This window comes from Streptomyces hundungensis (assembly GCF_003627815.1).
Lineage (GTDB): Bacteria > Actinomycetota > Actinomycetes > Streptomycetales > Streptomycetaceae > Streptomyces > Streptomyces hundungensis_A.
Genome location: NZ_CP032698.1, coordinates 3307907 through 3333764, shown reverse-complemented (window position 1 = coordinate 3333764; position 25858 = coordinate 3307907). Strand labels below are relative to the sequence as shown.

19 protein-coding genes are annotated in these 25858 nt (G+C 72.0%); 11 read left to right on the top strand and 8 right to left on the bottom strand.

Annotated elements, in window-relative coordinates; all coding sequences use genetic code 11:
• Positions 1-212: 212 nt before the first annotated feature.
• Positions 213-3458, bottom strand: a complete 3246-nt coding sequence (locus DWB77_RS14695) for a tetratricopeptide repeat protein (RefSeq protein ID WP_120721706.1) — start codon at positions 3456-3458, stop codon at positions 213-215.
• A 115-nt stretch (positions 3459-3573) separates the two neighbouring features.
• Between DWB77_RS14695 and DWB77_RS14690 the strand changes: the two genes are divergently transcribed.
• Positions 3574-5598, top strand: coding sequence for a thioredoxin domain-containing protein (locus DWB77_RS14690; RefSeq protein ID WP_120721705.1), 2025 nt, complete (start codon positions 3574-3576; stop codon positions 5596-5598).
• A 433-nt stretch (positions 5599-6031) separates the two neighbouring features.
• On the opposite strand, the gene trhA is transcribed toward DWB77_RS14690, so the two are convergent.
• Positions 6032-6712: a PAQR family membrane homeostasis protein TrhA gene (trhA, locus tag DWB77_RS14685; protein WP_120721704.1), complete on the bottom strand. Its 681-nt coding sequence runs from the start codon at positions 6710-6712 to the stop codon at positions 6032-6034.
• A gap of 307 nt (positions 6713-7019) precedes the next feature.
• On the opposite strand from trhA, the gene DWB77_RS14680 reads away from it, so the two are divergent.
• Positions 7020-8843: a phosphoenolpyruvate carboxykinase (GTP) gene (locus tag DWB77_RS14680; RefSeq protein WP_120721703.1), complete on the top strand. Its 1824-nt coding sequence runs from the start codon at positions 7020-7022 to the stop codon at positions 8841-8843.
• 284 nt (positions 8844-9127) lie between these two features.
• On the opposite strand, the gene DWB77_RS14675 is transcribed toward DWB77_RS14680, so the two are convergent.
• From DWB77_RS14675 to DWB77_RS14665, 3 genes are all read right to left on the bottom strand, one after another.
• The gene (locus DWB77_RS14675) at positions 9128-9514 is read right to left on the bottom strand and encodes a hypothetical protein (RefSeq protein ID WP_120727791.1); all 387 of its coding nucleotides are present in this window, start codon (positions 9512-9514) and stop codon (positions 9128-9130) included.
• 110 nt (positions 9515-9624) lie between these two features.
• Positions 9625-10836: a pyridoxal phosphate-dependent aminotransferase gene (locus DWB77_RS14670; protein ID WP_120721702.1), complete on the bottom strand. Its 1212-nt coding sequence runs from the start codon at positions 10834-10836 to the stop codon at positions 9625-9627.
• A gap of 67 nt (positions 10837-10903) precedes the next feature.
• Entirely contained in the window at positions 10904-11548 is a 645-nt protein-coding gene (locus DWB77_RS14665) for a hypothetical protein (protein ID WP_162952533.1), read from the bottom strand.
• A 108-nt stretch (positions 11549-11656) separates the two neighbouring features.
• Between DWB77_RS14665 and DWB77_RS14660 the strand changes: the two genes are divergently transcribed.
• Together DWB77_RS14660 and DWB77_RS14655 are read left to right on the top strand one after the other, a co-directional pair.
• Entirely contained in the window at positions 11657-13093 is a 1437-nt protein-coding gene (locus tag DWB77_RS14660) for a cellulase family glycosylhydrolase (RefSeq protein ID WP_120721700.1), read from the top strand.
• A 131-nt stretch (positions 13094-13224) separates the two neighbouring features.
• Entirely contained in the window at positions 13225-13563 is a 339-nt protein-coding gene (locus tag DWB77_RS14655; protein WP_120721699.1) for an alkyl sulfatase dimerization domain-containing protein, read from the top strand.
• On the opposite strand, the gene DWB77_RS14650 is transcribed toward DWB77_RS14655, so the two are convergent.
• Entirely contained in the window at positions 13493-15238 is a 1746-nt protein-coding gene (locus DWB77_RS14650) for an N-acyl-D-amino-acid deacylase family protein (RefSeq protein WP_120721698.1), read from the bottom strand. The two genes, DWB77_RS14655 and DWB77_RS14650, sit on opposite strands and share 71 nt — an antisense overlap.
• A gap of 220 nt (positions 15239-15458) precedes the next feature.
• Positions 15459-16748: an alanine racemase gene (locus DWB77_RS14645; RefSeq protein WP_120721697.1), complete on the bottom strand. Its 1290-nt coding sequence runs from the start codon at positions 16746-16748 to the stop codon at positions 15459-15461.
• 204 nt (positions 16749-16952) lie between these two features.
• Between DWB77_RS14645 and DWB77_RS14640 the strand changes: the two genes are divergently transcribed.
• The 5 genes from DWB77_RS14640 to DWB77_RS14620 all read left to right on the top strand — a co-directional run bounded on the left by DWB77_RS14640 (position 16953) and on the right by DWB77_RS14620 (position 21818).
• Positions 16953-17999, top strand: a complete 1047-nt coding sequence (locus tag DWB77_RS14640) for a sugar kinase (RefSeq protein WP_120727790.1) — start codon at positions 16953-16955, stop codon at positions 17997-17999.
• Positions 17996-18775 (top strand): IclR family transcriptional regulator, encoded by a 780-nt coding sequence (locus DWB77_RS14635; RefSeq protein ID WP_120721696.1) that lies wholly within the window; start codon positions 17996-17998, stop codon positions 18773-18775. Before DWB77_RS14640 ends, DWB77_RS14635 begins: the two co-directional genes overlap by 4 nt.
• Positions 18768-19181: a RidA family protein gene (locus tag DWB77_RS14630; RefSeq protein WP_120721695.1), complete on the top strand. Its 414-nt coding sequence runs from the start codon at positions 18768-18770 to the stop codon at positions 19179-19181. The genes DWB77_RS14635 and DWB77_RS14630 overlap by 8 nt, the downstream gene beginning before the upstream one ends.
• A gap of 123 nt (positions 19182-19304) precedes the next feature.
• A complete protein-coding gene (locus DWB77_RS14625) occupies positions 19305-20783 on the top strand; it encodes a GntP family permease (RefSeq protein WP_120721694.1) in 1479 nt (492 codons plus the stop codon).
• A gap of 168 nt (positions 20784-20951) precedes the next feature.
• Complete coding sequence (locus DWB77_RS14620) at positions 20952-21818, top strand: S1 family peptidase (RefSeq protein WP_120721693.1); 867 nt, start codon at positions 20952-20954, stop codon at positions 21816-21818.
• Between the two features lie 71 nt (positions 21819-21889).
• On the opposite strand, the gene DWB77_RS14615 is transcribed toward DWB77_RS14620, so the two are convergent.
• Complete coding sequence (locus DWB77_RS14615; protein ID WP_120721692.1) at positions 21890-23584, bottom strand: chitinase; 1695 nt, start codon at positions 23582-23584, stop codon at positions 21890-21892.
• Between the two features lie 473 nt (positions 23585-24057).
• Between DWB77_RS14615 and DWB77_RS14610 the strand changes: the two genes are divergently transcribed.
• Positions 24058-24993, top strand: coding sequence for a hypothetical protein (locus DWB77_RS14610; protein ID WP_216826852.1), 936 nt, complete (start codon positions 24058-24060; stop codon positions 24991-24993).
• Positions 24994-25150: 157 nt separating this feature from the next.
• A complete protein-coding gene (gene cpaB / locus DWB77_RS14605) occupies positions 25151-25858 on the top strand; it encodes a Flp pilus assembly protein CpaB (RefSeq protein WP_120721691.1) in 708 nt (235 codons plus the stop codon).

Below are 25858 nucleotides of genomic sequence, written 5' to 3'. Positions count from 1 at the left end.
GGCCGCCCCCGCGGGTCGGGAGCGGCCGCCCCTGCCCGTCGGGACCGGCCGTCTCCGCCTGTCGGGACCGGCCGTCTCCGCCCGTCGGAGCGGCCGGCCTGCCGCGTGTCATCGTGCGCAGGACGGCCCTTGTCCGCGTGGGGGCGGCAGGGCGGCCGCCAGGCGGACCCGGGCGGATGCCGCCTGCACCGGCCGGTTCGCGACGGCGGCCCTCAGCGTCCCGCCTCCACCGGCACTCCCATGACCTCCCGGGCGTGCCGGTCCGGGACCATGCCGAGCTGCCAGGCCTGCCACCCCGCCTCCAGGGAGATGCCGCGCTCCAGCATGAGCGCGTACGCCTGCGCGCAGTCCTCCAGCTTGGCGTCGCGGGCGCCGTGCCCGGCGCGCAGCAGCTGGGCCACCTCCTCCTGGGCCACCGCCGTGCCCACCTCCACCCCGCCCGCGCCCGCGTACGGCAGCAGCGTGCAGCGCAGGAAGCGGGACCAGTCGCCACCGCGCCGGTCGTCGTACGAGGCGAACAGCGCGGTCGCCTCGTCGCACAGGGCGAGGGCCGGGCCCGGACGGCTGTTGCCCGCGTCGATCAACGCGAGCTCCAGACACGTCCAGGCCTCGCCGTGCGCCACCCCGATGCGGTGGAAGTCGGCGCGCGCGTCGACCAGGAGCTGTCGGGCGAAGCCGGAGTTGCGCAGGTTGCCGGTCTGGGCGGCGCGCTGGTCGCGGGTGACCCGGCCCGAGTGGTGGCGGGCGCAGGCGAGCCCGTACACGTCCCTCATGCGCGAGAACATCGTGCGGGCCCGCTCCAGTTCGCGCACCGCCCGGTCGCGGTCGCCGCGCTCCTCCAGGGCCTGGCCCAGGTAGTACAGCGTCCACGCCTCGCCGCGCGCGTCCTCCTGCTCGCGGTGGCGCGACAGGGCCTGGTTCAGACCGTCGACGGCCGTCTGCGCGTCGCCGTCGACGAGCCGGGCCCGGGCCCGCTGGGTCAGCGCCCAGGCCTCGCCGCGGCCGTCGCGAGTACGCCCGTACAGTTCGAGCGCGGTGTCCAACTCGCCCTCCGCGCGCGCCACTTCACCGGTCCGCAGATACAGCTGGCCGAGCTGGAAGTGGGTCCAGGCCTCGCCGTGCAGCGATTCGTTCTCGCGGTGCAGGGCGAGGGCGGCGTCCAGGAGGGCCAGCGCGCCCGACAGGTTCGCGCGGTCGCGCTCCACGGCGGCGAGCGCGTGCAGCGACCAGGCCCGGTCCCCGGACAGCTCCTCGCCCGACTGGAGGTCGATCGCCTCGCGCAGCCGGGCCGCCGCCTCGGCGAGGTTGCCCTGGTGGTGCAGGGTGATGCCGAGGGAGCACAGCGCCAGGGCCTGGCCCGCGTCGTGGTGGGCCTCGCGGTAGAGGCTGACCACCGAGGACAGCGTCGTACGGGCCGTGTCGAGCTCGCCGAGCTGGCGGGCGGCGATGCCGGTGCGCCACTGCACCGACCGCACGAGCAGGCCCTGGTCCACGGCCTGGGTCAGCTCGCTGATCTCGCCCAGGCGGTAGAGGTCGCCGCGCAGCAGGCAGTAGTCGCACAGCGCGCCGAGCAGACTGAGCACGGCCTCCTGGTCGACGCCCTCCGCCTGGCGCAGCGCGGCGGTGATGAAGCTGGACTCGTCGTCCAGCCAGCGCAGCGCCGCGTCCAGGGACGGGAAGCCGTGCCCGCCGAACTGACCCGCCCGTGTCGACATCTTGCCGTCGACCATGCGGCCCACCGCGTCCGCGAGCTCCGCGTAGTTACGGATCAGCCGCTCCTGCGCGGCGGCCCGCTCGGCCGGTTCCTCCTCGTCGGCGAGGCGCGCCTGGGCGAAGGACCGTACGACGTCGTGCAGCCGGTAGCGGCTGCCGCGCACGTGGTCGATGAGCCCGGCCGTGGCGAGCGCGGTGAGCTGGCGCTCGGCCTCCTGCTCATCGGCCGCGAGCAGGGCCGCGGCAGCCGCGGCGCCGAGCGAGGCCCGCCCGGCGAGCGCCAGCCGGCGCAGGAGCCGGCGGGCCGGTTCGGACTGGTCGGTGTAGCGCAGCCACAGGGCGCGTTCGGTGGGCGCCACCGGGCCGTACGCCCCTAGGTCCGTAGCCAGCGCACGCGCCGAGCGGGGCCCGAGCGAGGACCCGGCGATGCGCAGCGCCAACGGCAGTCCGCCGCACAACTGGCGTACCAGCTCGGTGGATTCGGCGTCGTAGGGGCCCGTCTCCTTCTCCTCGGCGGACTCCCGCAGGAGCTCTTCCGCGCCCGCCGCGTCCAGCGGCTCGACCGCCAACTGGTGCACCCAGGCGGGGAAGTCGGCGGGCAGGTCGAGCGGCCGGGAGGAGGTGACCAGGACCAGGCCCTCGGAGCGCTGCGGCACCAGGGTGCGCACCTGCTCGACGTCGTCGGTGTCGTCCAGGACGACGGTGACCGGCAGGCCCGTCAGATGCTGGTGGTAGAGCTCGGCGAGGCGGCGCACCTGCTGCTCGGAGGAGGACCTTCCCCGGGGACCGGACTCCGCCCGGTCGGGGGAGACCCCGCCCCGGAACAGGAGCTGCTCGCGCGGCGCGCCGAGGCGGTTGAGCAGGTGCAGCAGTGCGTCGCGGGTGGGCAGCGGGCCCTCGCCCGCCAGGGTGCCGCCGCGCATGTCGACCAGGCAGGCGCCGCGGAACTGGTCGCGCAGGGCGTGCGCGGCGCGGACCGCGAGGGTGCTGCGGCCCGAACCGGGCGGTCCGTGCAGGACCACGACCACGGGGCGGGTCTCGGTGGACGCGCGGGCCGCCTGCACCCACTGCCCGATCCGCGCCAGCTCGACCCGCCGTCCCGCGAACGGGCCCCGGGGGTCGGGCAGATGGCCGAAGGACTGCTCCAGGACGGAGCGCCGCCGGGCCGCCGCGCTCTTGTCCGTGCCGCGCAACTGCGTGGGCACCTTCTTCTGCGGCGCCTTGGGGCTCACCGCCCGCTGCTGGTCAAGGAACGGCCGGATGCCCCGCACCTCCAGGGCGGTCAGCCACGCCAGGCGCAGCTGCTCCGGGCCGCCCGGCTGGCCCAGCGCCCCGGCCCTGCGGTGGGCGGCCGGCACGTGCGAGGCCGTCACCTTGGCGACGGTCGCCGCGGCCCCCGCCACCAGCACGGCCGCCCCCGCGCCCACCGCGCCGCCCGCGCCGAGCCCCAGCCCCAGGTCGGCGACCAGCGCCGCCAAGGCCCCAACTCCCGTCGCCAGCAGGGCAGTTGGCCCTCCATCCCGCGTGAAGCGCTCCCCGAAGGAGAGCTGTCCGGCCGCCGCCTCGTCCAGCGCCCGCGTATAGGCGTCGTACTCCTCCGCGGCGCTCCGGGCCAGCGCGTCGAGCGCGCCCCGGCCCCGGGAGAGCAGCGTGTTCGCGTCGGATCGTCCGCCGGAGCGCCGTACCTCTTCCTCCACGGCGCGTACCAACAGCCGCTCGGCCTCGGCCCGATGGCTGTCCCGCATGTGCGTCCCCCTCCGAGAGCCCCGTCGTCCGTCCTGCGCCCCCAAGTGTCGTGGGTGACGCGCGTCGGCGCGAGGGAGTCGGCGGATCATCTCCCCGGTGGGGGAGTATGGGGTCATGCCGAACCGCCTGGCCCATGAGACGTCCCCCTATCTCCTCCAGCACGCCGACAACCCCGTCGACTGGTGGCCCTGGTCGCCCGAGGCCTTCGAGGAGGCCCGCGAACGCGGGGTTCCGGTGCTGCTCAGCGTCGGTTACAGCAGCTGCCACTGGTGCCATGTCCTAGCGCACGAGTCGTTCGAGGACGAGGTCACGGCGGCGTTCATGAACGAGCACTTCGTGAACATCAAGGTGGACCGCGAGGAGCGGCCCGACGTGGACGCCGTCTACATGGAGGCCGTGCAGGCCGCGACCGGGCAGGGCGGCTGGCCCATGTCCGTGTTCATGACCCCGGACGGCGAGCCCTTCTACTTCGGTACGTACTTCCCGCCCGAGCCCCGGCACGGCATGCCGTCCTTCCGGCAGGTCCTCGAAGGCGTCCGGGGTGCGTGGGCCGACCGGCGCGAGGAGGTGACCGAGGTCGCCGAGAAGATCACCCGCGATCTGGCGGCCCGCGAACTCGACCACGGCGCGGGCGGGCTGCCCGGCGAGGAGGAGCTGGCCCAGGCGCGGCTCGGGATCACCCGGGAGTACGACCCGGCCAGCGGCTGGCTGGGCGGCGGCGACACCAAGTTCCCGCCGGGCATGGTCATCGAGTTCCTGCTGCGCCACCACGCGCGGACCGGGTCCGAGGCGGCCCTGGAGATGGCCGAGGGCATGTGCGAGACCATGGCCCGCTCCAGCCTCTACGACCAGCTCGGCGGCGGCTTCCACCGCTACGTGCTGCGCCCTCGGCCGGGGGCGACCCTCGTCCCGCACTTCGAGAAGATGCTGTACGACAACGCCCTGCTGTGCCGGGTGTACGCGCACCTGTGGCGGGTCACCGGCTCGGAACTGGCGCGCCGGGTCGCCCTGGAGACCGCCGACTTCATGGTGCGCGAGCTGCGCACCAACGAGGGCGGCTACGCTTCCGCGCTCGACGCCGACAGCGACGACGGTACGGGACGCCATGTCGAGGGCGCCTTCTATGTGTGGACGCCCGCGCAGCTCACCGAGGTCCTGGGTGAGCAGGACGGCCTCGCGGCGGCCCGGCACTTCGGGGTGACGGCGGAGGGCACCTTCGAGGAGGGCGCCTCCGTCCTCCAACTCCCGGTCGAAGGAGGGGAGTTGTCGGCCGACGCCCAGAGCCGGCTGCTCGCGGCGCGCGAGCTGCGGGAGCGTCCCGGGCGCGACGACAAGCTGGTCGCGGCCTGGAACGGACTGGCGATCGCCGCGATCTGCGAGGTCGGCGCGCTCTTCGACCGCCCGGACCTCGTCGAGCGCGCGACCGAGGCGGCGGACGTGCTGGTACGGGTCCACATGGACGCCCACGCCCGGCTCGCCAGGACCTCCAAGGACGGTCAAGTCGGCGCCAACCGGGGTGTGTTGGAGGACTACGCCGACGTCGCCGAAGGCTTCCTCGCGCTCGCGGGGGTCACCGGGGAGGGGGTCTGGCTGGAGTTCGCGGGCTTCCTGCTCGACATCGTCCTGGACCAGTTCGTGGGCGAAGGGGGCGTGCTGTACGACACCGCGCACGACGCGGAGCGGCTCATCCGCCGGCCCCAGGACCCCACGGACAACGCGACGCCCTCGGGGTGGACGGCCGCGGCGTCGGCCCTGCTGTCCTACGCGGCGCACACCGGGTCCTCGGCGCACCGGGAGGCGGCGGAGTCGGCGCTCGGGGTGGTCCGGGCGCTCGGGCCGCGGGCGCCGCGGTTCATCGGGTGGGGGCTCGCGGCGGCCGAGGCGCTGCTCGACGGGCCCCGGGAGATCGCCGTCGTGGGCGCGCCCACGGACCCTCGCACGGGGGCGTTGCACCGTACGGCGCTGCTGTCTGCCGCGCCGGGGGCGGTGGTGGCGGTGGGGGTGCCGGGGGGTGAGGAGTTTCCGCTGCTCGTGGATCGGCCGTTGGTGGGTGGGGGGCCGGCGGCGTATGTGTGTCGGCGGTTTGTTTGTGCGGCGCCGGTGACAACGCCGGAGTCCTTGGCGGACACCCTCTCCTGACGCCCTCGCCCCGTTTGCCCACCCGCCCGCCCGTGCGGCGGGTTGGTTGGCTCCGGCCCCTGGGGCTCCGCCCCAGACCCCGCGGGTTTGCCCACCCACCCGCCCGTGCGGCGGGTTGAACGGGCTGAGCCCTGGGGCTGCGCCCCAGACCCCTGCGGGGGCTCCGCCCCCTGCACCCCCGTTCGCGCCTGAACGGCGCTCGTCCTCAATCGCCGGACAGGCTGTAGCTGCCCCCGCACCGAGCAGTTAGGGGCGCGGGGAACTGCGCGACCAGTCACGCACGGCCCGCAGCCGAAAACGGGTTTCCGGGGGCGCGAGGAACTGCGCGAGAAGCGACCACGGCCCGCAGGCCGAGAGCGGGTTCAGGGGCGCGAGGAACTGCGCGAGGCGTGCGCGCCGGCCGGAGGGGGCTGGGTGGGAGCGGGGCGCAGGGTTAGCCGTGTTGGTGGACTGCTAGGGAGATCCCCACGTAGTGGGCGACGTACGCCGCCAGCGTCAGGGAGTGGAAGACCTCGTGGAAGCCGAAGAACGCCGGTGAGGGGTTGGGGCGCTTGAGGCCGTAGATCACGCCGCCCGCGCTGTACAGCAGGCCCCCGACGATGATCAGGACCAGGACGGCTATGCCGCCGGTGCGCGCGAAGTCGGGCAGGAAGAAGACCGCGGCCCAGCCCATCGCCAGGTAGCAGGGGGTGTAGAGCCAGCGGGGGGCGTTGATCCAGAAGACGCGGAAGGCGATGCCGGCCAGGGCGGCCCCCCAGATCGCCCACAGCAGGACCTGGCCGGTGGAGCCGGGCAGCAGGAGCAGGGTGAGCGGGGTGTAGGTGCCCGCGATGATGAGGAAGATGTTGGCGTGGTCCAGGCGGCGCAGGATCGCCTCGCCGCGCGGGCCCCAGGTGCCCCGGTGGTAGATGCCGCTGGTCCCGAAGAGGAGACAGGCGGTCAGGACGAAGATCCCGCAGGAGATCCGGGCCGTGGGGGAGTCCGCGAACGCGATCAGCGCCAGGCCCGAGATCAGTACGGCCGGGAACATCCCGGCGTGCAGCCAGCCGCGCATCTTGGGCTTCACCATCTGTGTCACCGGGTCGATCGCGCGGGCCGTCACCTGATCAGTCATGGTCCGAATGCTACCTACGGCTCCGTAAGTTACGCATAGGTACGGGGTGTTACCGAGCGTCCGGCGACCGGCGGGTAAGTGAACGGCAAATGGCAGTTAAGAAGGCGGTAAGTGGTGATGCTCACGTGAGAGGCCCCCTGGACATATGGGCGAACGACGCGGAAGATCAGATGAGTGCGGTCGGCACCGGATGAGCGCCAGAGGGATCCACGGGGTCAAGCATCCGGGTCGCAGCCCCCACGGGGCGGCAATGAAGTAGTACGTCAACCCGACGTCAAACCCTCCAGACCCTCATCAAGGAGCGATCGTGGCGCGCGATATCGCGGCTCCCCTCTCTGTCCCCACCAAGCACCAGGAACTGATCTCGTGGGTCAACGAGATCGCGGAACTGACCCAGCCCGACAGTGTGGTCTGGTGCGACGGATCCGAGGCCGAGTACGAGCGCCTGTGCGGGGAGCTCGTCGCCAAGGGCACGTTCAAGAAGCTGGACGAGGCCAAGCGCCCCAACTCGTACTACGCCGCCTCCGACCCCCGTGACGTCGCCCGGGTCGAGGACCGTACCTTCATCTGCTCCGAGAAGGAGGAGGACGCGGGCCCGACCAACCACTGGAAGGCCCCGGCCGAGATGAAGGACCTCTTCGCGGGGGAGAAGGGCATCTTCCGCGGCTCGATGCGCGGGCGCACGATGTACGTCGTGCCGTTCTGCATGGGCCCCGTCGGCTCGCCGCTCTCCGCGATCGGCGTCGAGATCACCGACTCCGCGTACGTCGCCGTCTCGATGCGCACCATGACCCGGATGGGACAGCGCGTCCTGGACGAGCTCGGCACCGACGGCTTCTTCGTGAAGGCCGTCCACACCCTGGGGGCGCCGCTCGCCGAGGGCGAGGCCGACGTGCCGTGGCCGTGCAACACCACCAAGTACATCTCGCACTTCCCCGAGTCGCGCGAGATCTGGTCCTACGGCTCGGGCTACGGCGGCAACGCCCTGCTCGGCAAGAAGTGCTACGCGCTGCGCATCGCCTCCGTCATGGCGCGGGACGAGGGCTGGCTCGCCGAGCACATGCTCGTCCTGAAGCTGACCCCGCCGAACGGCGAGGCCAAGTACGTCACCGCGGCCTTCCCGAGCGCCTGCGGCAAGACCAACCTGGCCATGCTGGAGCCGACGATCCCCGGCTGGAAGGTCGAGACGATCGGCGACGACATCGCCTGGATGCGCTTCGGCGAGGACGGTCAGCTGTACGCGATCAACCCCGAGGCCGGGTTCTTCGGCGTCGCGCCCGGCACCGGCGAGCACACCAACGCCAACGCCATGAAGACGCTGTGGGGCAACTCGGTCTTCACCAACGTCGCGCTCACCGACGACGGCGACGTGTGGTGGGAGGGCATGACCGAGACGGCGCCCGCGCACCTCACGGACTGGAAGGGCGAGGAGTGGACGCCCGCGTCCGACACCCCGGCCGCCCACCCCAACGCCCGCTTCACCGTGCCGGCCGGGCAGTGCCCGACCATCGCGCCGGAGTGGGAGGACCCCAAGGGCGTGCCGATCTCGGCGATCCTCTTCGGCGGCCGCCGCGCCTCCGCGGTGCCGCTGGTGACCGAGTCCTTCGACTGGAACCACGGCGTCTTCCTCGGCGCGAACGTCGCCTCCGAGAAGACCGCCGCCGCCGAGGGCAAGGTCGGCGAGCTGCGCCGCGACCCGTTCGCCATGCTCCCGTTCTGCGGCTACAACATGGGCGACTACATGGCCCACTGGGTCAAGGTCGGCGCGCAGGCGGACGCCGCCAAGCTGCCGAAGATCTACTACGTCAACTGGTTCCGCAAGAACGACGCGGGCAAGTTCGTGTGGCCCGGCTTCGGTGAGAACAGCCGCGTCCTGAAGTGGATCGTGGAGCGTCTCGAAGGCAAGGCCGAGGGCGTCGAGACCCCGATCGGCATCCTGCCGACCAAGGAGTCCCTGGACACCGACGGCCTTGACCTGCCGGAGGCCGACCTCGACTTCCTGCTCAAGGTCGACACCGAGGTCTGGCGCGAGGAGGCGGCGCTGGTCCCCGAGCACCTCAACACCTTCGGCGACCACGCGCCCAAGGAGCTGTGGGACGAGTACCGCGCGCTGGTCTCCCGCCTGGGCTGACCGCCCCGAAAACCCCCTCCGGTCACGGCCGCCTGTCCTGGCCCGGCCGGAGGTGCTCGCGGCGGGTCGGTTCGACATCCGCCCTGACCTGTGGGGTCACTCGTGACCCGCCGCGCGAAGGCCGGCCCCCGGAGTCCCCTCACGGCTCCGGGGGCCGGCCCTTTTTTCGCGTACGCCGACGAGCGCGTACGCCAACTCCGGCTCCGCGCCCGGTACTTGGGGATGTGTGGCACCCGGTCCGCAGACCTCCGCGGCTCGCGGACCGGGGCCGAACAGGGGCCGCCTCAGGCGGCGGTGGGCAGCGCGTCGGCCGCCGCGTGGGCGTCCATGCGCTCGGCCGCGAGGATCGCCGCGGCGGTGTCGGCGCGGGAGGCGGCGACGAGGAGGGCGCGGCCCGCGAGCGCGTGGGCACGGGTGTGCAGGGCCTTGGGGTCGGCGCCGCTGAGCCCGGCGTGGCGCACCGGCGGCAGTCCGCCGCGCAGCCGGGCGATCTGCCGTGCGATGGCGTCCCCGGCCTCGGTGAGCCCGAGTTCGTCGGTGACGGCGAGCAGCGCGGAGAGGTGTCCGGCGAGCTGGATGTCCAGCTCCTCCTCGCGGGAGCGGTGCGGGATGCGGGTGTCGTCGGCGGCCACCGTGCTGTGGACCGACTTGGTGCGGATCGGCTCGTACATGCGCATGGCCTCCTGAGTGTTTCAGGAGGCCATCCTAGCTTAGATTCTGTCTAAAGTTGAGCCGGGGCCAGCCGTGGATCGGCGAGCGGCCGCCGCCCCTCCGGCGGCCATTACATCTGGCTGTAGCCGTCCAGGAAGGTCCCGATCCGCGTCACCGCGTCCGCCAGGTCCTTGGTGGACGGCAGCGTCACGATCCGGAAGTGGTCGGGCTCCGGCCAATTGAACCCGGTCCCGTGCACCACCATGATCTTCTCGGCGCGCAGCAGGTCGAGGACCATCTGCCGGTCGTCCTTCACCTTGTAGACGTTCGGGTCCAGACGCGGGAACAGATAGAGCGCGCCCTTCGGCTTCACACAGGTGACGCCGGGGATCCGCGTCAGCAGCTCGTACGCCGTGTCGCGCTGCTCCAGGAGCCGGCCGCCCGGAAGCACGAGCTGTTCGATCGACTGCCGGCCGCCGAGCGCGGTGGCCACCGCGTGCTGGGACGGCATGTTCGCGCACAGGCGCATGTTGGCGAGGATGGTCAGGCCCTCGATGTACGAGGAGGCGTGGGCCTTCGGCCCGCACACCGCGAGCCAGCCGGAGCGGTAGCCCGCCACCCGGTAGTTCTTCGAGAGGCCGTTGAAGGTGAGGACCATCAGGTCGGGGGCGATCACGGCGGTCGGGGTGTGGGTGGCGCCGTCGTACAGGATGCGGTCGTAGATCTCGTCCGAGCAGACGACCAGGTTGTGGCGGCGGGCGATCTCGGTGAGGCCGCGCAGCATCTCGTCGTCGTACACCGCACCCGTCGGGTTGTTCGGGTTGATGATGACGATGGCCTTGGTGCGGTCGGTGACCTTGCGCTCGATGTCGGCGAGGTCCGGCATCCAGTCGGACTGCTCGTCGCAGCGGTAGTGCACGGCGGTGCCGCCCGCGAGTGAGACGGAGGCCGTCCACAGCGGGTAGTCGGGCGCGGGGACCAGCACCTCGTCGCCGTCGTCGAGCAGCGCCTGCATCGACATCTGGATGAGCTCCGAGACGCCGTTGCCGAGGTAGACGTCCTCGACGTCGAGCTCGATGCCCTTGGTCTGGTAGTGCTGCATCACCGCGCGCCGCGCGGACAGCAGGCCCTTCGCGTCGCCGTAGCCGTGCGCGCCCGACAGATTGCGGAGGATGTCCTCCAGGATCTCGGGCGGGCACTCGAAGCCGAAGGCCGCCGGGTTGCCCGTGTTCAGCTTGAGGATGCGGTGGCCCGCCGCCTCCAGGCGCATGGCCTCCTCGAGCACCGGGCCCCGGATCTCGTAACAGACATTGGCGAGCTTGGTCGACTGGATCACCTGCATGACGGCCACCTTACGGCCGTGTTTCGCGGGGTGCCCTGTGATTACGGTCCGCTCGGGCGTGCGCCCGTCAAGGCCGGCTTCCATCGCAATGCGGCGGGGTGGGGCGGCCCGGGGGAATGCGGGGCGCCGGCCGGGGACCGGCTTGGAATCCGGCTTGGAACGGGCTGTGGTCCGGGGGCGGTGAGATCTTCCCCACCCCGGTCCTTCCGGGGCCCCGCGGGCGCGCCAGGGCGGCCACGGCCGTGAGCCAGCCGAGCCCCGCGCCCCACACCGCCCCGAACAGCGCTCCCGCCGCCGCGTACAGGAGCCAGCCGAGCGGGCCCGCGTCGACCAGGCGCGCGGTGACCAGGCCCCGCCACACCCCGGCGGCCGCCGCGCCGGCGATCAGGGCGCTCCAGCCCGCGAGCAGCCGGCGCGGGCGGGACGCGGCCGGGCGCAGCCGCAGATGACGGCGCATGCGCAGCCCGGCCACCGCCGTCAGGACCACCACCGCGAAGTCCTCGCAGAGCAGGAGCGTCCACCCCGTGTCGCCGAGCGGCACCGCGCGCAGCGGGGGCAGGGCGAGCGGCACCCCGAGGGCGCTCGGCACGAGGACCGCCCCGCCGTGCGCGGTGAACGCGGTCAGTACCGGGGTGAGGCCCAGGAGCAGCGCGAGCAGGAGGCAGAGCCCGGTGACGGCCACCACCGCCGGTTCGATTCTGGGCAGACGCATGGCCGGACCCTAGGGCACCCGGCGACCGATGAGAAGATGCTGAACAAATCTCAACTATGGCTGTGAGCAGGGGTGTTGAACGCCGTGCGGAGCCCCTAAAGTCCGGCCATGGGGATACGGGGGATCCGGTGGGCGGCGGCGGGCGCGACGGCGGCGGTGGCCGCCGCCCTCCTGGTGGCGGTGGGCCCGGCCCAGGCGGGCCCACCGCGCACGGCCACCGGTCATCGCTGGATCACCGACGACCAGGGGCGTGCGCTCGTCCTGACCGGCCTGAACACCGCGAGCAGCGCCAAGTCCCCACCGGACGGCCTCCCTTGGATCAAGGAGGCCGATGTGCAACGCGAATCGGACGCGCTCGGCTCCAATTTCGTCCGCTTCCTCATCCAGTGGCGCACCGTGGAGCCGTCGCCGGGCACCTATGACGACGGCTACCTCGACCGGGTCGCCGAGCGGGTGCGCTGGTACGGGGCGCGCGGCTACCGCGTCATGCTCGATCTGCACCAGGATGTCTACGGCCCCGCCGTCAAGGGAAACGGCGCACCCGTGTGGGCGACCGAGGCGGAGGGGCTGCCGGTCGCCGAACAGGACCAGTGGGAGCTCAAGTACATCGAGCCGGGAACCGTGCGGGCCTTCGACAACTTCTGGGGCACGCGCGAGGCGAGCCGCGATCTGCGCGCGCACTACGCGGCCGCCTGGGCGCACATCGCCGCGCGGTTCGCCCACGAGACCGCGGTCGTCGGCTACGACCTGATGAACGAGCCCTTCGGCGGCAGCGTCCAGGGCCCCGCCTTCGAGGCGGGCCCGCTCGCCGCCCTCTACCGCCGTACCATCACCGCGATCCGGGCGGTCGACCACGACTCCTGGATCTTCGTCGAACCCGAAGCGGTCAGCGCCAACTGGGGCCTGCCCAGCGGACTTCCCCACCTGGCCGACCCGCGCGGTGACGCAGACGCGGCCCGCATCGCGTACGCGCCGCACCTCTACCCCCTGCCCATGGACCTCGGCGGCGGCTACACCGCCAACACCGGACGGTGGGTGGACCGCACGCTCGCCTCCTGGCGCGAGCAGACCGAGAAGACCGCCCGCCGGCTCGGCGCCCCCGTGCTCATCGGCGAGTACGGACTCGACGTGACGCTGCCCGGCGCCCTGGAGTACGTCGCCAAGGTGCGGGCCCTCGCCGACGCCATGGGCGCGGGCACCGCCTACTGGTCCAACGACCCCGGATCCTGGGCGCCTTGGGACCAGAACCTCAAAGCCACCCCGCTCCTGCCGGTCCTGGACCGGCCCGCCCCGAGAGCCGTCGCCGGCGACCCGATCGCCTACGCCTGGGACGAGCCGCTGCGCACCCTGGCGGTGAGCTGGCGGCCGAAGGAGGGCGTGCGCGGCGACACCGAGGTGTATCTGCCCGCCCGCTTTTTCCCGCACGGAGGCGAGGTCACGGGCGCCACCGCCGGGGCCTGGGACCCCAGGACCCGCATCCTGCACATCGCTGCGGGGACGCCGGACACGGGGGAGGTCTCCGCTCGGATCCGTCCACGGGAGTGAGGCGCCGAGCTCCGCGCGGGGAGGGATTGAGCCATGTACGGGCGGGCGCGGTTGTGCCGGGTGCGGGGTGTTCCTAGCGTCCCGTACGCGTCGATACGACCCTCGCTCCGGCGCGACAGGAGGCAGTGGCCATGACCGTGACCGACCGGTCCCGTGCGCGGCTGGGCTGGCGGGGGCTGCTGGCCGCCGCCCAGCGGGAGTACGACGCCCCGGCCCCCCGCTACGACGTGGTCATCGAGCTGCTCGACCAGGTGGTGGGGGCCGCCGTGCCGGTCGCGGCGCTGCGCAGCGCCAAGGCCCTTCAGGCCCTCGCCCTGACCCAGCTCGCCTACTCGGCCGAGTACGGCCCGCTGCGCACCGTCTACCTCACGGCGGCGCGCGGACTGACCACGGGCCCGCTCAGCGCGCCCCGCGCGTCCGCCGCACGGAACGGCCCGCCAGCACGCCGGTCCGTCTGCCGTCCTCGATGACGAACTTCCCGTCGATCAGGACATGGGGAATGCCGACGGGCAGCGTGCGCGGGGCGTCGAAGGTGGCGCCCGCCGCGACGGTGTCCGGGTCGAACAGGACGAGGTCCGCCCGGTAGCCCTCGCGGATCAGGCCCCGGTCGGGCAGCCGGAGGCGGGCCGCGGGCCGTGAGGTGAGGTGGGCGACGGCCTCCTCCAGCGACAGCACGCCCAACTCCCGTGCGTAGCGCCCGAGATAGTGCGGAAAGGTGCCGTACGCGCGCGGGTGCGGCTTGTGGCCCTGGAGGATTCCGTCGCTGCCGCCCGTGTGCGCCGGGTGCCGCATGATGGCCCGTACGTTCTCCTCGTGGCCGACGTGCTGAAGGATCGTCGACCCGAGCCCGTCCTCGATGAGGAGCCGGCGCGCGGTGACCCAGGGCGCCTCGCCGCGCTGGGCGGCGGCCCCCGCGACGGTCTTGCCGACGCACCCGGCGAGCCCCGGGTCGCTCACCCCCGAGATCTCGATGGTGGCCCAGTCGACGGGCACGCCGTGACAGCCGTCCGCGCCGACGACCTCCAGGTGGTGGCGGATGCGCTCGGCGGTGTCGTCGTCGCGCAGCCGCGCCAGGATCGCCTCCGGGCCGCCCTCACTGGCCCAACTGGGCAGCAGGGCGACGAGAGTCGTGCACCCCGGGGTGTAGGGATACGTGTCGAGGGTGATGTCCGCGCCGCCGGCGAGGGCGCGGTCGAGCAGGGCGAGCAGCTCGGGCGCGCGGCCCTTGTTCACGCCGAAGTTCATGGTGGCGTGGGCAAGGTGCAGGGCGCACCCCGCGTCCCCGGTGAGCCGCACCATCTCCTCGTACGCCTCCAGGGCGCCGGCGCCGTACGAGCGGTGGTGCGGGCAGTAGTAGCCGTCGTAGCGGGCGACGACCCGGCAGAGCTCGGTGAGCTCGGAGTCGGGGGCGTACATGCCGGGGGTGTAGGTGAGCCCCGACGACATCCCGACGGCGCCGTCTTCCATGCCCTCGGCCACCAACTGCCGCATGTGGTCCATCTGTTGGGGCGTCGCGGGCCGGTCGTCCCACCCTACGGCGTACATCCGCACGGTGCCCTGCGGGATCAGATAGGCCGCGTTGACGGCGATGCCCCGGTCCAGGCGGTCGAGGTACTCCCCGACGGTGCGCCAGTCGAAGTCGATGTCCGCGCCGTCGCCGTTCCAGCCGGTGATGGCGCGGCGGACCTCGTCCAGCGTGCGGTCGTCGACGGGCGCGTACGACAGCCCGTCCTGCCCCAGCACCTCCAGGGTGACGCCCTGCGCGGCCTTCGCGCTGTGGTCCGGGTCGCGCAGCAGGGCGAGGTCGGAGTGGGCGTGCATGTCGATGAACCCCGGGGCGACGGCGAGGCCGTGGGCGTCGAGGGTGCGGTTTGCGGTGAGCCTGGGCTCACCGGGGTGGGCGATCGCGCTGATCCGGCCGTCCGTGAGGCCGAGGTCGGCGGGGTAGGAGGGGGTGGCTGTGCCGTCGATGACGTGGGCGTTCCGGATGACGAGGTCCATACGGCTCTCCTGTCGGTACGGGCCCACTTCCGCGCGGGCCGCGCTCACTTCTCGCGCAGTTCCCCGCGCCCCTGAACCCGTCTTCGTCCGCAGACCGTGCGGGCTGGTCGCGCAGTTCCCCGCGCCCCTAAAACCCCCGGTCATGTGCGGACCGTGGTCGCTTCTCGCGCAGTTCCTCGCGCCCCCGAGAAACCCGTTGTCGTCTGCGGACCGTGCGGGGCTGGTCGCGCAGTTCCCCGCGCCCCTAACTACTCGGTGCTGGCCCGCATCGGGCACCTCAGCCTGTCCGGCGATTGAGGACGAGCGCCCTTAAGGCGCGAACGGGGTCTGGGGCGGAGCCCCAGGGGGTTGGGGCCGGGCCGGGTTAGAAGTATGTGCGGATGTAGTCCGCCACCGTTCCGTCCCGCTCGGTCAGCGGAAGCAGGACCCACTTGTCGAACACCGTGCACGGATGCGAAAGCCCGAACCCCACCCAGTCCCCGACGGCCAACGACACATCCCCCTCCGTCCGCAACCACCCGTGCTGATCGGAAAGCCCCGTCACCGTGATCCCGGAGGCCTCCCGTACCACCCCCGTCACCGCGTCCCGCACCACCTGCGCGACCGGCAGGTCGAGGTCGTACGCCGCGTCCCGCTTGCCCGCGTTGACGAACGCCTGCTCCGGCGAGGGACGGGAGACGACCTGCGCCCAGAGCTGGAAGGCGGGCCGCAGGGCCCCCTCGGAGGGGACCCGGTTGAACGGCGTGAGCCTTCGGTAGTGCCCGTCGTCGTGCGAGACGTACGCCCCGGAACGGAGCAACTTCAGTACGGGGAGCGAGAGTTGGGGCACATCGGCGAAGGCCGACGCCACCGTGTCGAACCACGCGGAGCCCCCCGCGCTGAGCACGATCTCCTCGACCCCGAGCCCCGCGAACCGCCCCGCCCGGTCGAAGGCGACCGCGAGCGCGACCAGGCGGTCGAGATAGGCGCGTACCCGCTCGGGATCGGCCCGCGGCACCTCGCCCTCGTACCCCGCGACGCCGACGAGCCGCAGCGTGCCGGTGGCCGCCACCGCGTCGGCGACCCGCGCGCACTCGGCCTCCGTGCGCACCCCGGTCCGCGCGTCCTCGCCCGCGGCGAGCTCGACCACGACGTCCAGCCGTCGCGCGGAGCCCCGCAGCGCCTGGTCCATCAGCTCGACGCCGCGCACCGAGTCGACGTAGCAGATGAACTCGAACGCCTCGTCCCGCTCCAGCTCCCCGGCGATCCAGCGCAGCGCCGCCGCGTCGACGAGTTCGTTGGCGAGGAAGATCCGCTCGGTCCCGAACGCCCGCGCCACCCGCACCTGGTGGGGCACGGCGAGGGTGATCCCCCAGGCGCCGCGCTCGATCTGGCGGGCGAAGAGCTGGGGCGCCATCGAGGTCTTGCCGTGCGGCGCGAAGGCCAGCCCGTGGCGTTGCGCGTACGTCTCCAGGAGAGCGAGGTTGTGCTCGACGGCCTCGGCGGACAGCGCGAGGACCGGCGTGGTGAAGCCGCCCGTGAACAGGTTGCGGCGCTCGGCGGCGAGCTCGGCGACGGTCAGCCCCTCCGCGTCCGGCGGCAGCCCCTTGAAACGGTGGTCGACGCGTTCGGCGCCCAGTGCCGCGAGATTGGCTGTGCGATCGGTGCCTGCCACGGAAACCTCACCCTCCTCAAGGGTGTTGCATCATGTGCAACACCCATTGCGCGTATCGCTTGATGCTGTCTAACATCCGGCCCAACGCCGGGTCAATGACCGGCCCCGACCGCCAGCAGCGAGGAGCCAGCAGTGACCACCGGATCCCCAGCCGCCGCGCACGACGCCGACGCCCCGGTCGACGTCGTGTGCCTCGGCGAGTCCATGGTCACCTTTGTGCCCACCCGGCCGGGCCGCCTCGCCGATGTTCCCGCCTTCGCCCGGACGATCGGCGGCGCCGAGTCCAATGTGGCCTGCGCGCTCGCCGCCGCCGGGCACCGTACGCGCTGGGTCAGCCGGGTCGGCGCGGACGGCTTCGGCGACCATCTCATCGAGGCGATCGGCTCGTACGGCGTGGACGTCCGCGCGGTGCGCCGCGACCCGGAGCGGCCCACCGGGGTCTACTTCCGCACCGCCGACGACCGTGCGGCCGACGGGCACGAGGTCCTCTACTACCGCGCCGGTTCGGCCGCCTCCGCGATGGCGCCGGCGAACGTGCCCCGGCGCGATCTGTGGGCGGGGCGCATCCTGCACCTCTCCGGTATCACCGCCGCGCTCTCCGAGGACTGCCTCGCCCTGATGAGCGACCTCATGGCCCGCCCGTCGCCCGACCACCGCCCCTCACCGAGCCGTTCCGCGGCGCCCCTTCTTGGTGGCCCCGGCCGCCCCCTCGTCTCCTTCGACGTCAACCACCGTCCCGGGCTGTGGCGGGACGCGGTCGGTCCGCGGGTCCTGCTGGAGCTGGCGCGCGGGGCGGACCTCGTCTTCGTGGGCGAGGACGAGGCGGAGGCCGCCTGGGGGCTGCGCGGAGCCGACGCGATCCGCGCGGCCCTGCCCGAGCCGGAGGTGCTCGTGGTCAAGCGCGGCGCAGCCGGTGCGACGGTCTTCGCCCGCGAGGACGGGGCCGCCGGCGCCATGGGTGCCGGGTGCCACGCGCCGTCCCCGCGGGTCGACGTCGTCGCCCCCGTCGGCGCGGGCGACGCGTTCGCCGCCGGGTTCCTCTCCGCCACCCTGCGGGGCCTGGCCGTACGCGACCGCATCCGGCACGGCCACCTCATGGCCGCCGCCGTGCTCACCGTCCCCGGCGACCTCACCCAGCCACCGGCACGCGCACACGCCGACCGGCTCGTGGCCCTGGACGACACCGCCTGGGGGAGACTTCGTCTCGGCCCCGGCTGGACGGGGGACGACCAGGAGGTACGTACGAGATGAGCCAGACCGTCGACCGGGCGCTGAGCATCCTGCCGCTGCTCGCGCAGGGCCCCGCCGACCTCGGGCAGGTCGCCGACCGGCTCGGGGTGCACAAGTCCACCGCGCTGCGGCTGCTTCGCACCCTGCACGAGCACGGGCTCGTCTACCGCCAGGAGGACCAGCGCTACCGGCTCGGCGCCCGCCTCTTCGCCCTCGCGCAGGAGGCCGTCGAGAACCTCGACGTGCGCGAGATCGCCCACCCGCACCTGGTCGCGCTCAACGAGCGGATCGGGCACACCGTGCACCTCGCCGTGCACGAGGAGGGCGAGGTCCTCTACATCGACAAGGTCGAGAGCCGCTACCCGGTGCGGATGTACTCCCGGATCGGCAAGCCCGTCGCCATCACGGTGGCCGCCGTGGCCAAGCTGCTGCTCGCCGATCTGCCGGAGGCCGAGCGCCGCGCCGTCGCGGAGAAGCTCGACTACCCCACCTATACGTCCCGTTCGACACCCAACGCGGCCGCCTTCCTCAAGGAGTTGGCGACCGTGCGCGAACAGGGCTGGGCCACCGACCTCGGTGGCCACGAGGAGTCCATCAACTGTGTCGGGGCGCCCATCCACGGCGCGGACGGCCGGGTCGTCGCCGCCATGTCGGTCTCCGCACCGAACGTCGTCGTCACCGCCGAGGAACTCCTCAGCCTGCTTCCCCAGGTGCGCCGCACCGCGGAGGCCATCAGCCGCGAATACTCCGGCACCACCCCCAACACCCCATCCGCACAAGGACGTTCCGATGACTGAGAAGACCGCCCTCACCCCCGCCACGCACACCACCCCGCCCGCCAAGTTCTCGCACGGGGTGAAGAAGGGGAACATCCTCCAGGTCGCGGGCCAGGTCGGCTTCCTGCCGGCGGTCGAGGGCCAGGCGCCCACCCCGGCCGGCCCCACCCTGCGCGAGCAGACCCTCCAGACCTTCGCCAACGTCAAGGCGATCCTGGAGGAGGGCGGCGCGAGCTGGGACGACGTGATGATGATGCGCGTCTACCTCACGGACGTGGACCACTTCGCGGAGATGAACGAGATCTACAACGCCTACTTCGAGGAGCAGGGCCTCAAGGCCCCCGCCTCCGCCCGCACCACCGTGTACGTCGGACTCCCCGCGGGCCTGCTCATCGAGATCGACGCCCTCGCCGTCCTGGACGCGTAAGCCCTTGCCCGCCTTAGTCACACCGCTCGACCCGCCGCACGGTGCGGCGCCCCGGACCGCCGGGGTGCCGTGCCGCGGTCCCCCCTGCCCTGGAACCCCCCTGCTGTACAACGGAGTTGGCACATGTTGTTCCACGCTGTCGCGGCCGCCACCCCACCACCCCCCGTGCACACGGGCGGCATCCTCCCGCTCATCGGCGGCACAGCCGGTCTGCTGACCGTCGCCGTCCTCGGCATCGCCCTGCTGCTCTTCCTGATCATCAAGGTCAGACTCCAGCCGTTCGTGGCCCTGCTCGCGGTCTCCATAGCCGTCGGCCTCGGCGCCGGGCTCTCGGTCACCGAGCTCTTCGGCACCGTGCAGAAGTCGGCCGCCGTCTCGGTCGTCGAGTCCGGCATGGGCGGCATCCTCGGCCATGTCGCGATCATCATCGGGCTCGGCACGATGCTCGGCGCCATCCTCGAAGTCAGCGGCGGCGCCCAGGTGTTGAGCACCCGGCTGCTCACCCTCTTCGGCGAGGAGCGCGCCCCCCTCGCGATGGGCCTGACCGGTCTGATCTTCGGCATCCCGGTCTTCTTCGACGTCGGCATCTTCGTCCTCGCACCGATCGTCTACGCCGCCGCCAAGCGGTCCGGCAAGTCGATCCTGCTGTACTGCATGCCGCTGCTGGCGGGTCTCTCCATGACCCACGCCTTCCTGCCGCCGCACCCCGGCCCGGTCGCCGCGGCCGGTCTCTTCCACGTCTCGCTCGGCTGGGTCATCCTGATGGGCGCCGTCGTCGGGATTCCCTCCGTCCTCGCCGCCTGGGGGTACGCGGCCTGGATCGGCAAGCGCCTCTTCGTCGAGGTGCCGCAGGACATGGTCGAGGCCGCCGAGGAGGCGAAGGCCGCGGTCGCCGCCGAGCAGGCGGCCGCCGGGGTGACCCCGCGCGAGGAGCCGGTCTCGCTGGGCGCGGTGCTCGCCATCATCGGCACCCCGCTGATCCTGATCCTCGCCGCCACGTTCTCCTCGATCGCGCTCGACCCCTCCGCCGTACGCTCGGTCCTGGAGTTCTTCGGCAACCCGTTCGTCGCCCTCACCCTCGCCCTCGTGCTCGCCTACTACCTGCTCGGCATCCGGCGCGGCTGGTCCCGCACGTCCCTGGAGCGGGTGTCCACCGCCTCCCTGAAGCCGGTCGGCAACATCCTGCTGGTGGTGGGCGCGGGCGGCATCTTCGGCGCCGTCCTGAAGGCCTCCGGCATCGCGAACGCGCTGGCCACCACCTTCAACGACGTGGGCCTGCCGGTGATCGTGCTCGCCTGGCTGATCTCGGTCGTGCTGCGCGTCGCCCAGGGTTCGGCGACGGTGGCGATCGTCACCACGGCCGGCATCGTGGTGCCCCTGGTGGAGGGCGCCGGTTACTCGCAGGCCCATCTGGCCCTGATCATCATGGCGATCTCGGCGGGCTCGATCTTCGCCTCGCACGTCAACGACGGCGGCTTCTGGATGGTCGCCAAGTACTTCGGCATTTCCGAACGCGACACCCTGAAGTCCTGGACGGTCCTGGAATCGGTCCTTTCGGTGACGGGCTTCGCGGTGGCGGCGCTGCTCAGCCTGGTGATCTAGGGCGGGCCCGGGGGTGTCCGACGGGGGTTCGCCTTCCACCGGCTGCTTCGGTCACCCCCGGACAACTCGGTTTGTCCACTTGCCCGTTGAGCGCCGCTGCATCAACAATGCGCATGACAAAACCGCACCTCTTCATCATCCCAGCACCCTCAAAAAGGGAACCCCCACATGAAGAAGTCCTTCGTCGGCGCACTCGGCGCCGTCAGTGCCCTGCTGCTCGCGGCCGCGGGCGCGGCGCCCGCCGTCGCCGCGCAGACCTCCGACGCCCCGGCCACCACCCCGGCCAAGGCGGCCCCCGTCAAGGCGGTCAACTTCGCCGGCACGGTGGCGCTCAGCAACTGCTCGGGCTCCGTGATCCGCACGCCCAACTCGCAGCCGAACGACCCCGCCCTCGTGCTCTCCAACGGCCACTGCCTCGAAAGCGGCTTCCCCGGCCCCGGCGAGGTCATCGTCGACCAGCCCTCGACCCGCTCCTTCTCGCTGCTCAACGCCTCGGGCACGAAGGTCACGACGCTGCGCGCCAGCAAGGTCGCGTACGCCACGATGACCGACACGGACATCTCGATCTACCAGCTCACCAAGACCTACGCCCAGATCCAGAGCGGCTACGGGATCAGCGCGCTCACCCTCAACGACGCGCACCCGACGCAGGGTTCGGCGATCAAGGTCGTCTCCGGGTACTGGAAGCGCACCTACAGCTGCAACGTGGACGGCTTCGTCTACCGGCTGAAGGAGGGCGACTGGACCTGGAAGGACTCGGTCCGCTACACCTCGTCCTGCAACACCATCGGCGGCACCTCCGGCTCCCCGGTGATCGACACGACGACCGGCAAGGTCGTCGCCGTCAACAACACCGGCAACGAGGACGGCGAGCGCTGCACGGAGAACAACCCGTGCGAGGTCGACCAGAACGGCAACGTCACCGTGCGCCAGGGCATCAACTACGCCCAGGAGACGTACATCATCGTCCCCTGCGTGGGCGCCGGCAACAAGATCGACCTCAGCCGCGCGGGCTGCACCCTGCCCAAGCCGTGACCACCTAGGACCACGCGGCAGCAGCGCCACCCGAAGGACGGGGGCGCTGCTGTCGTCGTACGTCGTCGGGGTTACGGCAGGGCGTGGACGTGCGGGCCGACCGCGTTCGACCAGGCGTTGCCCGACTTGGCGTCCCAGTTGGTGGACCAGGTCATCGCGCCGCGCAGGGTCGGATAGGTCTTCGAGGGCTTGAAGGTGCCGCAGCCCGTGCCCTTGGTCAGACAGTCGAGCGCCGCGTTGACCACGGACGGCGACACATAGCCGCTGCCCGCGCCGGACGTCGAGGCCGGCACGCCGAGCCCGACCTGCGAGGGGTCGAGGCCGCCCTGGAGCTGGATGCAGGCGAGCGCGGTCAGGAAGTCGACCGTGCCCTGGGAGTAGACGTTGCCGTCGCAGCCGTTCATCGAACCGCTGTTGTAGTACTGCATGTTGACGACGGTCAGGATGTCCTTGATGTTGAGCGCCGTGCGGAAGTATTCGTTCGACGGGGACTGCATGTCGATGGTCTGCGGAGCCATCGTGATGACGAGCTTGCTGCCCGCCTTGGATGACAGCGACTTCAACGCCTGGGTCATATAGGTGGAGTTGAGGCCGTTCTCCAGGTCGATGTCGACGCCGTCGAAGCCGTAGGTCTGCATCAGCGAGTAGACCGAGGTGGCGAAGTTGTTCGCCGAGGTGGAGTCGCTGACCGAGATCGTGCCGTTCTGGCCGCCGATCGAGATGATCACCGACTTGCCCGCCGCGTGCTTGGCCGCGATGTCCGCCTTGAACTGGTCGACGGTGTACCCGCCGAGCCCGTTGGTGTCGAGCGTGAAGCTCACCGCGCCGGGCGTCGTCGTGGCGTCCGCGAAGGCGACCGCGATGATGTCGTAGTTGGCCGGCACATCACTGATCTTCTGGACGGTCGCGCCGTTGTTGAAGTTCTGCCAGTAGCCCGTCACCGCGTGCTTGGGGACGGCGCCGCCGCCCGGGTTGCCACCGCTCGCCGAGGTCGTCGCGGTCACCGCCTGCGACTTCGGGGACTCGCCCGCGCTGTTGGTGGCGGTCACCTGGAACTGGTACGAGGTCGAGGCGCTCAGCCCGGTCACGGTCGCCGAACTGCCCGTCACCGACTGCACCTTGGCGCCGCCCTGGTAGACGTTGTACCCGGTCGCGCCCGACACCGCGCCCCAGGACAGGTTCACCGAGGAGGAGCTCACCGAGCCGGCCGCGAGGCCGCCGGGCGCCGCCGGAACCGTCGGGGCCGGGTCGCCGCCCCCGCCGCCGTCGGGGCCGTACACCGAGATGTCGTCGGCGTAGTACGCCGCCTGGCCGTACCAGCCGTGCGTGTAGATCTGCACCGAGGTGGTGGAGGCGCCGGTCTTGAAGGTGGTGGAGAGCTGGCCGTAGCCACTACCGGTGCCGGGCGTCCAGGTCGACACGTCGCTGGTGCCGGTGCCGCTCGCGCCGAGGTAGACGTAGCTGCCCTGCACCCAAGCGCTCAGCGTGTACGTGGAGTTGGGCTTCACGGCGACGGTCTGCGCGCACTGGGCGGTGTCGGAGCCCGACGGGGTGGCCTTGAGCGCGGCGGTTCCGCCGTGCACGGGGGAGGAGACCGTGGCACCGCTGCCGGCCGTGCAGGTCCAGTTGCCGAGGCCCGACTCGAACCCGGCGTTCTTGGCGTTGTTGACGTCGGCCGCCTGGGCGGTGCCGGAGAGGCCGGCTATCGACAGGGCGCCGGCCGCGGCCACGGCCAGGGCGAGCCTTGCATGTCTCGCGCGGTTCACTTGCTGCCTCCGGGAGGGGAGTGGGGAGGGCGGGCGGAGAGAAACAGGGGGAAGGGAGGAGGACGGGGAAGTGGGGGTGGGCGTCCTGGTCGGACAACATGGTCCAGACCAATGGGGTTGTCAAGACCTCCGGCACCGACCCGCCCCGCTCGCGGTGGGCGGCCGCCGGCGCCTCGCGGGCCGCGTCGCGCGCGCCCGGGTCCCGCCCTCGGTCACGGAAAGCGGAGAGTCGATTCCGGCCGTGAAGTGGCCGACTTTCGGCGCCTCATTCGTCCCACGCGTACCAAAACCAGCCGCGGAAGCACACAGGAAAGGAGAAGACGGTTCTCCGCTCGGTAAGTCGTGGATAAAGTGCTGAGGCAGGTGGGAATCGCAGCAATCAGTCGCGGTCGCGGGGGCTCGCACAGGCTCCGGGACCGAAGCGAACGGGGGCCCTGGGTGGCGACCGCGATCAGCGAACGGGGGCCCGAGACGTGCCGACCGCGATAGCCGTCACCAGCCCCGACCTGGTGCTGCCGCCGACCGATCCGCAGACGCCGCTCGCGGCGCTGCTCCAGTCCCCCGACGCCCAGCCGCTCGACGCGGCGCTCGTCGACATGCACCGCCTCCTGGAACAGCACGGCTATGTGATCGCCTTCTGTCCCGCCTCCCTTTCCGCCGCCCATGAACAGCGACTGCATACCGTACGGTCGCTTCTGGAAACCGACCGGATCACCCTGATCAAATCCGATCTTCCGCCGCTCGGACTCGCCATCCTGGTACGGCAGTTGAGGCAGCTCTCGGTCTGTGACTTCAGCCCCGGCGTGATCGCATCGGCGGCCCGGTTGCTCTCGCACTACATCCACGCGGGCGCCGTCCTCAACTCCGTGACCCGGCTGGAACGCGTCCCGGTCGGCCTCACCGCGCACGCCAGGTCGTGGATGCCGGGCAGTCAGTTCGCCGTCCTCGCCAACCCGCGGCCCCAGCTCGTCAAGATCGGCGCCGCGGCCACGCCCGCCGGACCGGACTTCGCCTGCGACATGCTGCTGGCCCAAGGCGGTGCGGGAGCCGACTGGGTCACCGGCTCACTGGCCCCCGCGTGGGGGGTCAGAGCCGTGCAGGAGGCCGCGCTGCCATCCGAATCGGCCGCCTGGTGGGGCACCGGCAAGGTGACCGAATTCGCGGCCTACCTGCCCGACATCGCGGTGCTCTACCAACTCGTCGCCTCCGTGCGGCGCGAACAGTGCCGCTGGTGTGCCATGGAGCTGATCGGCGACCGCTGCGGGTTCTGCGCCTCACGGCAGCCCGGTGAGGAGGAGCCGGACGTCCCGCACGGCGCCGCCGCCCTCGGGCCCGTGCCCGCCTCCGCCTACCGCGCCCGCCCCCTCACCCGGGCCGAACGCCGCCGCGCCATCGCACCGGGCCCGTAAGCGCCGGTGACCGGGCCCGCCCGGACCCCGGTCCGGACGACGCCGCCCGGACCCCGGTGTGGACGGCGCCGCCCCGACCGGTCGCCACCCCAACCCGCGCCAGCAGCACGCCACTTGCCCGCTCTGCCCCACGTCAGCGAACGAGGTCGTACGGTCAATGAACTCCCGCCAGCGCCGCGGCATCATCCTTCTCCTCCTCTCGGTCCTGTGCGCCCTGGGCGCGTTCGCCGGGGTGCTCACGGTGATCAGCGACGTGGACTCCAAGGTGGGCCCGGAGGTGACGGCGTACAGACTCAAGGACGACATCGACGCCTACGCCCCGCTCAAGGCCGACCAGTTCGCCAAGACGAGCATGCCCAAACGCTGGCTCTCGCAGGGCGCGGTCACCGACCTCACGGACGTCGTCGGCAAGATGGCCGCCACCCACCTCACCAAGGGGTCCCTGCTCCAGGACGGCATGTTCACCGACCGGCCCCAACTCAAGCCGGGCGAACAGGAGATCGCCATCATGATCGACGCCTCCACCGGAGTCGCGGGGAAGATCAACGGCAACGACAGCGTCAACATCTTCGCCACCTTCGCCGCCACCAAACAGGGCGAGACCCCCGTCTCCAAACTCATCGTCGCCAACGCCCGGGTCATTCAGGTGGGCGCGGTCCAAGCACTCAACCCCTCGGCCGCCGACAAGAACCAGACCACCCAGGCCGTCCCGATCACCTTCGCCCTCAGCACCCTCGACGCCCAACGGGTCGCCTACGCCGAGTCGTTCGCCACCCACGTCCGGCTCGCGCTGGTCGGCCGCGGCAACGGCGACGGCGCGATCCCGCCCGGTGACCGTACGTACCGCCTCGAAAAGGACCAGTGA

Excerpts from the sequence above, each read along its gene's own strand:
- DWB77_RS14655 (WP_120721699.1), top strand. The coding sequence starts at position 13,225 with ATGACCGTGACCGACCGGTCCCGTGCGCGGCTGGGCTGGCGGGGGCTG.
- DWB77_RS14650 (WP_120721698.1), bottom strand. The coding sequence starts at position 15,238 with ATGACCGGGGGTTTTAGGGGCGCGGGGAACTGCGCGACCAGCCCGCAC.
- DWB77_RS14675 (WP_120727791.1), bottom strand. The coding sequence starts at position 9,514 with ATGTACGAGCCGATCCGCACCAAGTCGGTCCACAGCACGGTGGCCGCC.
- cpaB (WP_120721691.1), top strand. The coding sequence starts at position 25,151 with ATGAACTCCCGCCAGCGCCGCGGCATCATCCTTCTCCTCCTCTCGGTC.
- DWB77_RS14665 (WP_162952533.1), bottom strand. The coding sequence starts at position 11,548 with ATGCGTCTGCCCAGAATCGAACCGGCGGTGGTGGCCGTCACCGGGCTC.
- DWB77_RS14620 (WP_120721693.1), top strand. The coding sequence starts at position 20,952 with ATGAAGAAGTCCTTCGTCGGCGCACTCGGCGCCGTCAGTGCCCTGCTG.
- DWB77_RS14695 (WP_120721706.1), bottom strand. The coding sequence starts at position 3,458 with ATGCGGGACAGCCATCGGGCCGAGGCCGAGCGGCTGTTGGTACGCGCC.
- DWB77_RS14670 (WP_120721702.1), bottom strand. The coding sequence starts at position 10,836 with ATGCAGGTGATCCAGTCGACCAAGCTCGCCAATGTCTGTTACGAGATC.
- trhA (WP_120721704.1), bottom strand. The coding sequence starts at position 6,712 with ATGACTGATCAGGTGACGGCCCGCGCGATCGACCCGGTGACACAGATG.
- DWB77_RS14690 (WP_120721705.1), top strand. The coding sequence starts at position 3,574 with ATGCCGAACCGCCTGGCCCATGAGACGTCCCCCTATCTCCTCCAGCAC.
- DWB77_RS14635 (WP_120721696.1), top strand. The coding sequence starts at position 17,996 with ATGAGCCAGACCGTCGACCGGGCGCTGAGCATCCTGCCGCTGCTCGCG.
- DWB77_RS14625 (WP_120721694.1), top strand. The coding sequence starts at position 19,305 with ATGTTGTTCCACGCTGTCGCGGCCGCCACCCCACCACCCCCCGTGCAC.
- DWB77_RS14660 (WP_120721700.1), top strand. The coding sequence starts at position 11,657 with ATGGGGATACGGGGGATCCGGTGGGCGGCGGCGGGCGCGACGGCGGCG.
- DWB77_RS14630 (WP_120721695.1), top strand. The coding sequence starts at position 18,768 with ATGACTGAGAAGACCGCCCTCACCCCCGCCACGCACACCACCCCGCCC.
- DWB77_RS14640 (WP_120727790.1), top strand. The coding sequence starts at position 16,953 with ATGGTCACCTTTGTGCCCACCCGGCCGGGCCGCCTCGCCGATGTTCCC.